This window comes from Vibrio gallaecicus (genome assembly GCF_024347495.1).
GTDB classification, from domain to species: Bacteria; Pseudomonadota; Gammaproteobacteria; order Enterobacterales; family Vibrionaceae; genus Vibrio; species Vibrio gallaecicus.
This window is the reverse complement of record NZ_AP025490.1, coordinates 3,110,222-3,123,163: the sequence shown is the minus strand read 5'-3', so window position 1 is coordinate 3,123,163 and position 12,942 is coordinate 3,110,222. Positions and strand designations below refer to the sequence as shown.

Genomic DNA, 12,942 nt, shown 5'->3' with positions numbered 1-12,942 from the left:
ATTTCCTCGGAAATCAATTTGGTTTCAATGAACTGAGTGACCAATACAAAATTAAGTTTACTTAATTTTGGCACAGTCAATTCATTACCATTCTGTTGGAATGGTAATAGCTTTAGAATTACATGTTCCCGTTCTTTTTCGAAAGAGTGGTGAATATTAGTTTTGAAGTCAGTATTCATTGAGCCGACAAAATCTTAAATTGAAGAGTTTGATCATGGCTCAGATTGAACGCTGGCGGCAGGCCTAACACATGCAAGTCGAGCGGAAACGACAACATTGACTCTTCGGATGATTTGTTGGGCGTCGAGCGGCGGACGGGTGAGTAATGCCTAGGAAGTTGCCCGGTAGAGGGGGATAACCATTGGAAACGATGGCTAATACCGCATAATCTCTACGGAGCAAAGCAGGGGACCTTCGGGCCTTGTGCTACCGGATACGCCTAGGTGGGATTAGCTAGTTGGTGAGGTAATGGCTCACCAAGGCGACGATCCCTAGCTGGTCTGAGAGGATGATCAGCCACACTGGAACTGAGACACGGTCCAGACTCCTACGGGAGGCAGCAGTGGGGAATATTGCACAATGGGCGAAAGCCTGATGCAGCCATGCCGCGTGTATGAAGAAGGCCTTCGGGTTGTAAAGTACTTTCAGTTGTGAGGAAGGGGGTAAGCTTAATACGCTTATCTCTTGACGTTAGCAACAGAAGAAGCACCGGCTAACTCCGTGCCAGCAGCCGCGGTAATACGGAGGGTGCGAGCGTTAATCGGAATTACTGGGCGTAAAGCGCATGCAGGTGGTTCATTAAGTCAGATGTGAAAGCCCGGGGCTCAACCTCGGAACTGCATTTGAAACTGGTGAACTAGAGTACTGTAGAGGGGGGTAGAATTTCAGGTGTAGCGGTGAAATGCGTAGAGATCTGAAGGAATACCAGTGGCGAAGGCGGCCCCCTGGACAGATACTGACACTCAGATGCGAAAGCGTGGGGAGCAAACAGGATTAGATACCCTGGTAGTCCACGCCGTAAACGATGTCTACTTGGAGGTTGTGGCCTTGAGCCGTGGCTTTCGGAGCTAACGCGTTAAGTAGACCGCCTGGGGAGTACGGTCGCAAGATTAAAACTCAAATGAATTGACGGGGGCCCGCACAAGCGGTGGAGCATGTGGTTTAATTCGATGCAACGCGAAGAACCTTACCTACTCTTGACATCCAGAGAAGCCAGCGGAGACGCAGGTGTGCCTTCGGGAGCTCTGAGACAGGTGCTGCATGGCTGTCGTCAGCTCGTGTTGTGAAATGTTGGGTTAAGTCCCGCAACGAGCGCAACCCTTATCCTTGTTTGCCAGCGAGTAATGTCGGGAACTCCAGGGAGACTGCCGGTGATAAACCGGAGGAAGGTGGGGACGACGTCAAGTCATCATGGCCCTTACGAGTAGGGCTACACACGTGCTACAATGGCGCATACAGAGGGCAGCAAGCTAGCGATAGTGAGCGAATCCCAAAAAGTGCGTCGTAGTCCGGATTGGAGTCTGCAACTCGACTCCATGAAGTCGGAATCGCTAGTAATCGTGAATCAGAATGTCACGGTGAATACGTTCCCGGGCCTTGTACACACCGCCCGTCACACCATGGGAGTGGGCTGCAAAAGAAGTGGGTAGTTTAACCTTTCGGGGAGGACGCTCACCACTTTGTGGTTCATGACTGGGGTGAAGTCGTAACAAGGTAGCCCTAGGGGAACCTGGGGCTGGATCACCTCCTTATACGAAGATATCGTTGATGAGTACCCACACAGATTGATTTAGGTTTAAAAAGTTAAGAGTAAAATACTTTTCCAGATGGGGCTATAGCTCAGCTGGGAGAGCGCCTCGCTGGCAGCGAGGAGGTCTGCGGTTCGATCCCGCATAGCTCCACCATCTTTAAGTGTTTTTCTTGAAAATATTTAAAAATGGTGTGTTTTTGAAACATATCTAGCTCTTTAACAATTTGGAAAGCTGACTGATTGATTACTTACGAGTAATTCAATCAAATTTAAAAGTTCTCAATGTTTATCTTTCATTAGATAAACACAACAAACACATTCAAGTGTCTTGTATTCGAATCAAACCTAGTTTGATTCACAATTGAGTCCGGCAAACAGTTATCAAGAATTAACCCTTCTTGATGACAACCAAAACCTTGGTTAGTTGCCATACACTAAGACCCTTTCGGGTTGTATGGTTAAGTGACTAAGCGTACACGGTGGATGCCTTGGCAGTCAGAGGCGATGAAAGGCGTAATAACTTGCGATAAGCCCAGATTAGGTAGTAATAACCTTTTGAGTCTGGGATTCCTGAATGGGGAAACCCACTTACATAAGTAAGTATCCTGTTGTGAATACATAGCAACAGGAGGCAAACCGGGGGAACTGAAACATCTAAGTACCCCGAGGAAGAGAAATCAACCGAGATTCCGAAAGTAGCGGCGAGCGAAATTGGATTAGCCCTTAAGCTTTTAATGATGCAGGTGAAGACTCTGGAAAGTGTCGCAACAAAGGGTGATAGCCCCGTAACCGACGCATCATAATCAGTGAAATCGAGTAGGGCGGGACACGTGATATCCTGTCTGAATATGGGGGGACCATCCTCCAAGGCTAAATACTACTGACTGACCGATAGTGAACCAGTACCGTGAGGGAAAGGCGAAAAGAACCCCTGTGAGGGGAGTGAAATAGAACCTGAAACCGTGTACGTACAAGCAGTAGGAGCACCTTCGTGGTGTGACTGCGTACCTTTTGTATAATGGGTCAGCGACTTAATTTTAGTAGCAAGGTTAACCGTTTAGGGGAGCCGTAGGGAAACCGAGTCTTAACTGGGCGTACAGTTGCTAGGATTAGACCCGAAACCAGGTGATCTAGCCATGGGCAGGTTGAAGGTTGAGTAACATCAACTGGAGGACCGAACCGACTAATGTTGAAAAATTAGCGGATGACTTGTGGCTAGGGGTGAAAGGCCAATCAAACCTGGAGATAGCTGGTTCTCCCCGAAAGCTATTTAGGTAGCGCCTCGGACGAATACTACTGGGGGTAGAGCACTGTTAAGGCTAGGGGGTCATCCCGACTTACCAACCCTTTGCAAACTCCGAATACCAGTAAGTACTATCCGGGAGACACACGGCGGGTGCTAACGTCCGTCGTGGAGAGGGAAACAACCCAGACCGCCAGCTAAGGTCCCAAAGTATAGCTAAGTGGGAAACGATGTGGGAAGGCTCAGACAGCCAGGATGTTGGCTTAGAAGCAGCCATCATTTAAAGAAAGCGTAATAGCTCACTGGTCGAGTCGGCCTGCGCGGAAGATGTAACGGGGCTAAGCTATACACCGAAGCTGCGGCTACGTACCTTAGGGTATGTGGGGTAGGGGAGCGTTCTGTAAGCCGTTGAAGGTGGTCTGTAAGGGCTGCTGGAGGTATCAGAAGTGCGAATGCTGACATGAGTAACGATAAAGGGAGTGAAAAACTCCCTCGCCGGAAGACCAAGGGTTCCTGTCCAACGTTAATCGGGGCAGGGTAAGTCGACTCCTAAGGCGAGGCCGAAAGGCGTAGTCGATGGGAAACAGGTTAATATTCCTGTACTTCTTATAATTGCGATGGGGGGACGGAGAAGGCTAGGTGAGCCTGGCGACGGTTGTCCAGGTCCAAGTACGTAGGCGGAAAGTTTAGGTAAATCCGGACTTTCATTAACGCTGAGATACGATGTCGAGCTACTACGGTAGTGAAGTCATTGATGCCATACTTCCAGGAAAAGCCTCTAAGCTTCAGATTATAAGAAATCGTACCCCAAACCGACACAGGTGGTCGGGTAGAGAATACCAAGGCGCTTGAGAGAACTCGGGTGAAGGAACTAGGCAAAATGGTACCGTAACTTCGGGAGAAGGTACGCTCTTATCAGTGAAGTCCCTTGCGGATGGAGCAGACGAGAGTCGCAGATACCAGGTGGCTGCAACTGTTTATTAAAAACACAGCACTGTGCAAAATCGTAAGATGACGTATACGGTGTGACGCCTGCCCGGTGCCGGAAGGTTAATTGATGGGGTTAGACTTCGGTCGAAGCTCTTGATCGAAGCCCCGGTAAACGGCGGCCGTAACTATAACGGTCCTAAGGTAGCGAAATTCCTTGTCGGGTAAGTTCCGACCTGCACGAATGGCGTAATGATGGCCACGCTGTCTCCACCCGAGACTCAGTGAAATTGAAATCGCTGTGAAGATGCAGTGTACCCGCGGCTAGACGGAAAGACCCCGTGAACCTTTACTACAGCTTGGCACTGAACATTGACCCTACATGTGTAGGATAGGTGGGAGACTATGAAATTGCGTCGCTAGATGTGATGGAGTCGTCCTTGAAATACCACCCTTGTATGCTTGATGTTCTAACGTCGGTCCCTGAATCGGGATTACGGACAGTGCCTGGTGGGTAGTTTGACTGGGGCGGTCTCCTCCCAAAGAGTAACGGAGGAGCACGAAGGTGGGCTAAACACGGTTGGACATCGTGTGGTTAGTGCAATGGCATAAGCCCGCTTGACTGCGAGAATGACAATTCGAGCAGGTGCGAAAGCAGGTCATAGTGATCCGGTGGTTCTGAATGGAAGGGCCATCGCTCAACGGATAAAAGGTACTCCGGGGATAACAGGCTGATACCGCCCAAGAGTTCATATCGACGGCGGTGTTTGGCACCTCGATGTCGGCTCATCACATCCTGGGGCTGAAGTCGGTCCCAAGGGTATGGCTGTTCGCCATTTAAAGTGGTACGCGAGCTGGGTTTAGAACGTCGTGAGACAGTTCGGTCCCTATCTGCCGTGGGCGTTGGAAAATTGAAAGGGGCTGCTCCTAGTACGAGAGGACCGGAGTGGACGAACCTCTGGTGTTCGGGTTGTCATGCCAATGGCATTGCCCGGTAGCTAAGTTCGGAATCGATAAGCGCTGAAAGCATCTAAGCGCGAAGCGAGCCTTGAGATGAGTTTTCCCTGACGCTTTAAGCGTCCTTAAGGGTTGTCGTAGACTACGACGTTGATAGGCAGGGTGTGTAAGTGCTGCGAGGCATTGAGCTAACCTGTACTAATTGCCCGTGAGGCTTAACCATACAACACCCAAGGGGTTTTGTGGACTCATAGAAATACCAGACCTTGAATGAGTTTGAAGAGAACAAAAACAGCTTTCCAGATTATTTTGCCTTCAGTTTTTAAACTGAAAGTAAAAGCAAAATTTGCTTGGCGACCATAGCATTGTGGACCCACCTGACTCCATGCCGAACTCAGAAGTGAAACACAATAGCGCCGATGGTAGTGTGGGGCTTCCCCATGTGAGAGTAGGACATCGCCAGGCTTTAATTTCGACTTTGTCTAGTTTCTAGACAAGTCACCATAGAGTTCTAAGTTTTCTTAGTATTTTATGTTGACTTTCAAAGTAGAAAGCGTATTATACGCGTCCTGCTTAAGTGCTAAGGCACTGAAAGCAAAGCTCTTTAACAATTTAAACCTATCAATCTGTGTGGGCACTCGTTGATGAATATCAAAATTTGTTTTGCAATAGCAAAGCAAGATTTCTTCGGAAATCAATTTGGTTTCAATGAACTGAGTGACCAATACAAAATTAAGTTTACTTAATTTTGGCACAGTCAATTCATTACCATTCTGTTGGAATGGTAATAGCTTTAGAATTACATGTTTACTTCGGTAAATATTAGTTTTGAAGTCAGTATTCATTGAGCCGACAAAATCTTAAATTGAAGAGTTTGATCATGGCTCAGATTGAACGCTGGCGGCAGGCCTAACACATGCAAGTCGAGCGGAAACGACAACATTGACTCTTCGGATGATTTGTTGGGCGTCGAGCGGCGGACGGGTGAGTAATGCCTAGGAAGTTGCCCGGTAGAGGGGGATAACCATTGGAAACGATGGCTAATACCGCATAATCTCTACGGAGCAAAGCAGGGGACCTTCGGGCCTTGTGCTACCGGATACGCCTAGGTGGGATTAGCTAGTTGGTGAGGTAATGGCTCACCAAGGCGACGATCCCTAGCTGGTCTGAGAGGATGATCAGCCACACTGGAACTGAGACACGGTCCAGACTCCTACGGGAGGCAGCAGTGGGGAATATTGCACAATGGGCGAAAGCCTGATGCAGCCATGCCGCGTGTATGAAGAAGGCCTTCGGGTTGTAAAGTACTTTCAGTTGTGAGGAAGGGGGTAAGCTTAATACGCTTATCTCTTGACGTTAGCAACAGAAGAAGCACCGGCTAACTCCGTGCCAGCAGCCGCGGTAATACGGAGGGTGCGAGCGTTAATCGGAATTACTGGGCGTAAAGCGCATGCAGGTGGTTCATTAAGTCAGATGTGAAAGCCCGGGGCTCAACCTCGGAACTGCATTTGAAACTGGTGAACTAGAGTACTGTAGAGGGGGGTAGAATTTCAGGTGTAGCGGTGAAATGCGTAGAGATCTGAAGGAATACCAGTGGCGAAGGCGGCCCCCTGGACAGATACTGACACTCAGATGCGAAAGCGTGGGGAGCAAACAGGATTAGATACCCTGGTAGTCCACGCCGTAAACGATGTCTACTTGGAGGTTGTGGCCTTGAGCCGTGGCTTTCGGAGCTAACGCGTTAAGTAGACCGCCTGGGGAGTACGGTCGCAAGATTAAAACTCAAATGAATTGACGGGGGCCCGCACAAGCGGTGGAGCATGTGGTTTAATTCGATGCAACGCGAAGAACCTTACCTACTCTTGACATCCAGAGAAGCCAGCGGAGACGCAGGTGTGCCTTCGGGAGCTCTGAGACAGGTGCTGCATGGCTGTCGTCAGCTCGTGTTGTGAAATGTTGGGTTAAGTCCCGCAACGAGCGCAACCCTTATCCTTGTTTGCCAGCGAGTAATGTCGGGAACTCCAGGGAGACTGCCGGTGATAAACCGGAGGAAGGTGGGGACGACGTCAAGTCATCATGGCCCTTACGAGTAGGGCTACACACGTGCTACAATGGCGCATACAGAGGGCAGCAAGCTAGCGATAGTGAGCGAATCCCAAAAAGTGCGTCGTAGTCCGGATTGGAGTCTGCAACTCGACTCCATGAAGTCGGAATCGCTAGTAATCGTGAATCAGAATGTCACGGTGAATACGTTCCCGGGCCTTGTACACACCGCCCGTCACACCATGGGAGTGGGCTGCAAAAGAAGTGGGTAGTTTAACCTTTCGGGGAGGACGCTCACCACTTTGTGGTTCATGACTGGGGTGAAGTCGTAACAAGGTAGCCCTAGGGGAACCTGGGGCTGGATCACCTCCTTATACGAAGATATCGTTGATGAGTACCCACACAGATTGATTAGGTTTAAAAAGTAAAAGAGACGATATTGGGTCTGTAGCTCAGCTGGTTAGAGCGCTCGCCTGATAAGCGGGAGGTCGGTGGTTCAAGTCCACTCAGACCCACCAATATCGATTGCAACACAGATGGGGCTATAGCTCAGCTGGGAGAGCGCCTGCCTTGCACGCAGGAGGTCTGCGGTTCGATCCCGCATAGCTCCACCATCTTTAAGCACATTTACTTAAGTGTTTTTAAAAATGGTTCAATTTATTGAATCAAGCTCTTTAACAATTTGGAAAGCTGACTGATTGATTACTTACGAGTAATTCAATCAAATTTAAAAGTTCTCAATGTTTATCTTTAACTAGATAAACACAACAAACACATTCAAGTGTCTTGTATTCGAATCAAACCTAGTTTGATTCACAATTGAGTCCGGCAAACAGTTATCAAGAATTAACCCTTCTTGATGACAACCAAAACCTTGGTTAGTTGCCATACACAAGACCCTTTCGGGTTGTATGGTTAAGTGACTAAGCGTACACGGTGGATGCCTTGGCAGTCAGAGGCGATGAAAGGCGTAATAACTTGCGATAAGCCCAGATTAGGTAGTAATAACCTTTTGAGTCTGGGATTCCTGAATGGGGAAACCCACTTACATAAGTAAGTATCCTGTTGTGAATACATAGCAACAGGAGGCAAACCGGGGGAACTGAAACATCTAAGTACCCCGAGGAAGAGAAATCAACCGAGATTCCGAAAGTAGCGGCGAGCGAAATTGGATTAGCCCTTAAGCTTTTAATGATGCAGGTGAAGACTCTGGAAAGTGTCGCAACAAAGGGTGATAGCCCCGTAACCGACGCATCATAATCAGTGAAATCGAGTAGGGCGGGACACGTGATATCCTGTCTGAATATGGGGGGACCATCCTCCAAGGCTAAATACTACTGACTGACCGATAGTGAACCAGTACCGTGAGGGAAAGGCGAAAAGAACCCCTGTGAGGGGAGTGAAATAGAACCTGAAACCGTGTACGTACAAGCAGTAGGAGCACCTTCGTGGTGTGACTGCGTACCTTTTGTATAATGGGTCAGCGACTTAATTTTAGTAGCAAGGTTAACCGTTTAGGGGAGCCGTAGGGAAACCGAGTCTTAACTGGGCGTACAGTTGCTAGGATTAGACCCGAAACCAGGTGATCTAGCCATGGGCAGGTTGAAGGTTGAGTAACATCAACTGGAGGACCGAACCGACTAATGTTGAAAAATTAGCGGATGACTTGTGGCTAGGGGTGAAAGGCCAATCAAACCTGGAGATAGCTGGTTCTCCCCGAAAGCTATTTAGGTAGCGCCTCGGACGAATACTACTGGGGGTAGAGCACTGTTAAGGCTAGGGGGTCATCCCGACTTACCAACCCTTTGCAAACTCCGAATACCAGTAAGTACTATCCGGGAGACACACGGCGGGTGCTAACGTCCGTCGTGGAGAGGGAAACAACCCAGACCGCCAGCTAAGGTCCCAAAGTATAGCTAAGTGGGAAACGATGTGGGAAGGCTCAGACAGCCAGGATGTTGGCTTAGAAGCAGCCATCATTTAAAGAAAGCGTAATAGCTCACTGGTCGAGTCGGCCTGCGCGGAAGATGTAACGGGGCTAAGCTATACACCGAAGCTGCGGCTACGTACCTTAGGGTATGTGGGGTAGGGGAGCGTTCTGTAAGCCGTTGAAGGTGGTCTGTAAGGGCTGCTGGAGGTATCAGAAGTGCGAATGCTGACATGAGTAACGATAAAGGGAGTGAAAAACTCCCTCGCCGGAAGACCAAGGGTTCCTGTCCAACGTTAATCGGGGCAGGGTAAGTCGACTCCTAAGGCGAGGCCGAAAGGCGTAGTCGATGGGAAACAGGTTAATATTCCTGTACTTCTTATAATTGCGATGGGGGGACGGAGAAGGCTAGGTGAGCCTGGCGACGGTTGTCCAGGTCCAAGTACGTAGGCGGAAAGTTTAGGTAAATCCGGACTTTCATTAACGCTGAGATACGATGTCGAGCTACTACGGTAGTGAAGTCATTGATGCCATACTTCCAGGAAAAGCCTCTAAGCTTCAGATTATAAGAAATCGTACCCCAAACCGACACAGGTGGTCGGGTAGAGAATACCAAGGCGCTTGAGAGAACTCGGGTGAAGGAACTAGGCAAAATGGTACCGTAACTTCGGGAGAAGGTACGCTCTTATCAGTGAAGTCCCTTGCGGATGGAGCAGACGAGAGTCGCAGATACCAGGTGGCTGCAACTGTTTATTAAAAACACAGCACTGTGCAAAATCGTAAGATGACGTATACGGTGTGACGCCTGCCCGGTGCCGGAAGGTTAATTGATGGGGTTAGACTTCGGTCGAAGCTCTTGATCGAAGCCCCGGTAAACGGCGGCCGTAACTATAACGGTCCTAAGGTAGCGAAATTCCTTGTCGGGTAAGTTCCGACCTGCACGAATGGCGTAATGATGGCCACGCTGTCTCCACCCGAGACTCAGTGAAATTGAAATCGCTGTGAAGATGCAGTGTACCCGCGGCTAGACGGAAAGACCCCGTGAACCTTTACTACAGCTTGGCACTGAACATTGACCCTACATGTGTAGGATAGGTGGGAGACTATGAAATTGCGTCGCTAGATGTGATGGAGTCGTCCTTGAAATACCACCCTTGTATGCTTGATGTTCTAACGTCGGTCCCTGAATCGGGATTACGGACAGTGCCTGGTGGGTAGTTTGACTGGGGCGGTCTCCTCCCAAAGAGTAACGGAGGAGCACGAAGGTGGGCTAAACACGGTTGGACATCGTGTGGTTAGTGCAATGGCATAAGCCCGCTTGACTGCGAGAATGACAATTCGAGCAGGTGCGAAAGCAGGTCATAGTGATCCGGTGGTTCTGAATGGAAGGGCCATCGCTCAACGGATAAAAGGTACTCCGGGGATAACAGGCTGATACCGCCCAAGAGTTCATATCGACGGCGGTGTTTGGCACCTCGATGTCGGCTCATCACATCCTGGGGCTGAAGTCGGTCCCAAGGGTATGGCTGTTCGCCATTTAAAGTGGTACGCGAGCTGGGTTTAGAACGTCGTGAGACAGTTCGGTCCCTATCTGCCGTGGGCGTTGGAAAATTGAAAGGGGCTGCTCCTAGTACGAGAGGACCGGAGTGGACGAACCTCTGGTGTTCGGGTTGTCATGCCAATGGCATTGCCCGGTAGCTAAGTTCGGAATCGATAAGCGCTGAAAGCATCTAAGCGCGAAGCGAGCCTTGAGATGAGTTTTCCCTGACGCTTTAAGCGTCCTTAAGGGTTGTCGTAGACTACGACGTTGATAGGCAGGGTGTGTAAGTGCTGCGAGGCATTGAGCTAACCTGTACTAATTGCCCGTGAGGCTTAACCATACAACACCCAAGGGGTTTTGTGGACTCATAGAAATACCAGACCTTGAATGAGTTTGAAGAGAACAAAAACAGCTTTCCAGATTATTTTGCCTTCAGTTTTTAAAACTGAAAGTAAAAGCAAAATTTGCTTGGCGACCATAGCATTGTGGACCCACCTGATCCCATGCCGAACTCAGAAGTGAAACACAATAGCGCCGATGGTAGTGTGGGGCTTCCCCATGTGAGAGTAGGACATCGCCAGGCTTTAATTTCGACTTTGTCTAGTTTCTAGACAAGTCACCATAGAGTTCTAGGTTTTCTTAGTATTTTATGTTGACTTTCAAAGTGGAAAGCGTATTATGCGCGTCCTGCTTAAGTGCTAAGGCACTGAAAGCAAAGCTCTTTAACAATTTAAACCTATCAATCTGTGTGGGCACTCGTTGATGAATATCAAAATTTGTTTTGCAATAGCAAAGCAAGATTTCCTCGGAAATCAATTTGGTTTCAATGAACTGAGTGACCAATACAAAATTAAGTTTACTTAATTTTGGCACAGTCAATTCATTACCATTCTGTTGGAATGGTAATAGCTTTAGAATTACATGTTTACTTCGGTAAATAATAGTTTTGAAGTCAGTATTCATTGAGCCGACAAAATCTTAAATTGAAGAGTTTGATCATGGCTCAGATTGAACGCTGGCGGCAGGCCTAACACATGCAAGTCGAGCGGAAACGACAACATTGACTCTTCGGATGATTTGTTGGGCGTCGAGCGGCGGACGGGTGAGTAATGCCTAGGAAGTTGCCCGGTAGAGGGGGATAACCATTGGAAACGATGGCTAATACCGCATAATCTCTATGGAGCAAAGCAGGGGACCTTCGGGCCTTGTGCTACCGGATACGCCTAGGTGGGATTAGCTAGTTGGTGAGGTAATGGCTCACCAAGGCGACGATCCCTAGCTGGTCTGAGAGGATGATCAGCCACACTGGAACTGAGACACGGTCCAGACTCCTACGGGAGGCAGCAGTGGGGAATATTGCACAATGGGCGAAAGCCTGATGCAGCCATGCCGCGTGTATGAAGAAGGCCTTCGGGTTGTAAAGTACTTTCAGTTGTGAGGAAGGGGGTAAGCTTAATACGCTTATCTCTTGACGTTAGCAACAGAAGAAGCACCGGCTAACTCCGTGCCAGCAGCCGCGGTAATACGGAGGGTGCGAGCGTTAATCGGAATTACTGGGCGTAAAGCGCATGCAGGTGGTTCATTAAGTCAGATGTGAAAGCCCGGGGCTCAACCTCGGAACTGCATTTGAAACTGGTGAACTAGAGTACTGTAGAGGGGGGTAGAATTTCAGGTGTAGCGGTGAAATGCGTAGAGATCTGAAGGAATACCAGTGGCGAAGGCGGCCCCCTGGACAGATACTGACACTCAGATGCGAAAGCGTGGGGAGCAAACAGGATTAGATACCCTGGTAGTCCACGCCGTAAACGATGTCTACTTGGAGGTTGTGGCCTTGAGCCGTGGCTTTCGGAGCTAACGCGTTAAGTAGACCGCCTGGGGAGTACGGTCGCAAGATTAAAACTCAAATGAATTGACGGGGGCCCGCACAAGCGGTGGAGCATGTGGTTTAATTCGATGCAACGCGAAGAACCTTACCTACTCTTGACATCCAGAGAAGCCAGCGGAGACGCAGGTGTGCCTTCGGGAGCTCTGAGACAGGTGCTGCATGGCTGTCGTCAGCTCGTGTTGTGAAATGTTGGGTTAAGTCCCGCAACGAGCGCAACCCTTATCCTTGTTTGCCAGCGAGTAATGTCGGGAACTCCAGGGAGACTGCCGGTGATAAACCGGAGGAAGGTGGGGACGACGTCAAGTCATCATGGCCCTTACGAGTAGGGCTACACACGTGCTACAATGGCGCATACAGAGGGCAGCAAGCTAGCGATAGTGAGCGAATCCCAAAAAGTGCGTCGTAGTCCGGATTGGAGTCTGCAACTCGACTCCATGAAGTCGGAATCGCTAGTAATCGTGAATCAGAATGTCACGGTGAATACGTTCCCGGGCCTTGTACACACCGCCCGTCACACCATGGGAGTGGGCTGCAAAAGAAGTGGGTAGTTTAACCTTTCGGGGAGGACGCTCACCACTTTGTGGTTCATGACTGGGGTGAAGTCGTAACAAGGTAGCCCTAGGGGAACCTGGGGCTGGATCACCTCCTTATACGAAGATATCGTTGATGA

At 49.3% G+C, this 12,942-nt stretch carries 2 protein-coding genes, 3 tRNA genes and 7 rRNA genes; 10 read left to right on the top strand and 2 right to left on the bottom strand.

Annotation, left to right across the window (positions count from 1 at the left end):
• The first annotated feature begins 196 nt into the window (after positions 1 to 196).
• Together OCU78_RS13725 and OCU78_RS13720 are read left to right on the top strand one after the other, a co-directional pair.
• Positions 197 to 1,751: ribosomal RNA gene (locus OCU78_RS13725) — 16S ribosomal RNA — on the top strand.
• A 77-nt stretch (positions 1,752 to 1,828) separates the two neighbouring features.
• Positions 1,829 to 1,904 (top strand) — tRNA-Ala (locus OCU78_RS13720).
• A gap of 142 nt (positions 1,905 to 2,046) precedes the next feature.
• On the opposite strand, the gene OCU78_RS13715 is transcribed toward OCU78_RS13720, so the two are convergent.
• Positions 2,047 to 2,181: a hypothetical protein gene (locus OCU78_RS13715; protein ID WP_261856019.1), complete on the bottom strand. Its 135-nt coding sequence runs from the start codon at positions 2,179 to 2,181 to the stop codon at positions 2,047 to 2,049.
• A 25-nt stretch (positions 2,182 to 2,206) separates the two neighbouring features.
• Between OCU78_RS13715 and OCU78_RS13710 the strand changes: the two genes are divergently transcribed.
• The 5 genes from OCU78_RS13710 (at position 2,207) to OCU78_RS13690 (ending at position 7,534) form a co-directional block, all read left to right on the top strand.
• Positions 2,207 to 5,100: ribosomal RNA gene (locus OCU78_RS13710) — 23S ribosomal RNA — on the top strand.
• A 126-nt stretch (positions 5,101 to 5,226) separates the two neighbouring features.
• Positions 5,227 to 5,342, top strand: a 5S ribosomal RNA gene (gene rrf / locus OCU78_RS13705).
• Positions 5,343 to 5,739: 397 nt separating this feature from the next.
• Positions 5,740 to 7,294 (top strand): 16S ribosomal RNA (locus OCU78_RS13700).
• Between the two features lie 67 nt (positions 7,295 to 7,361).
• Positions 7,362 to 7,438 (top strand) — tRNA-Ile (locus tag OCU78_RS13695).
• A 20-nt stretch (positions 7,439 to 7,458) separates the two neighbouring features.
• Positions 7,459 to 7,534, top strand: a tRNA-Ala gene (locus OCU78_RS13690).
• A gap of 140 nt (positions 7,535 to 7,674) precedes the next feature.
• Here OCU78_RS13690 and OCU78_RS13685 read toward each other — a convergent pair.
• Entirely contained in the window at positions 7,675 to 7,809 is a 135-nt protein-coding gene (locus OCU78_RS13685; protein WP_261856019.1) for a hypothetical protein, read from the bottom strand.
• A gap of 24 nt (positions 7,810 to 7,833) precedes the next feature.
• Here OCU78_RS13685 and OCU78_RS13680 point away from each other — a divergent pair.
• The 3 genes from OCU78_RS13680 (at position 7,834) to OCU78_RS13670 (ending at position 12,922) form a co-directional block, all read left to right on the top strand.
• Positions 7,834 to 10,727, top strand: a 23S ribosomal RNA gene (locus OCU78_RS13680).
• Positions 10,728 to 10,854: 127 nt separating this feature from the next.
• Positions 10,855 to 10,970: ribosomal RNA gene (gene rrf / locus OCU78_RS13675) — 5S ribosomal RNA — on the top strand.
• A gap of 397 nt (positions 10,971 to 11,367) precedes the next feature.
• Positions 11,368 to 12,922 (top strand): 16S ribosomal RNA (locus OCU78_RS13670).
• The 16S, 23S and 5S rRNA genes sit together here with 3 tRNA genes alongside, the layout of an rRNA operon.
• Positions 12,923 to 12,942: the final 20 nt, after the last annotated feature.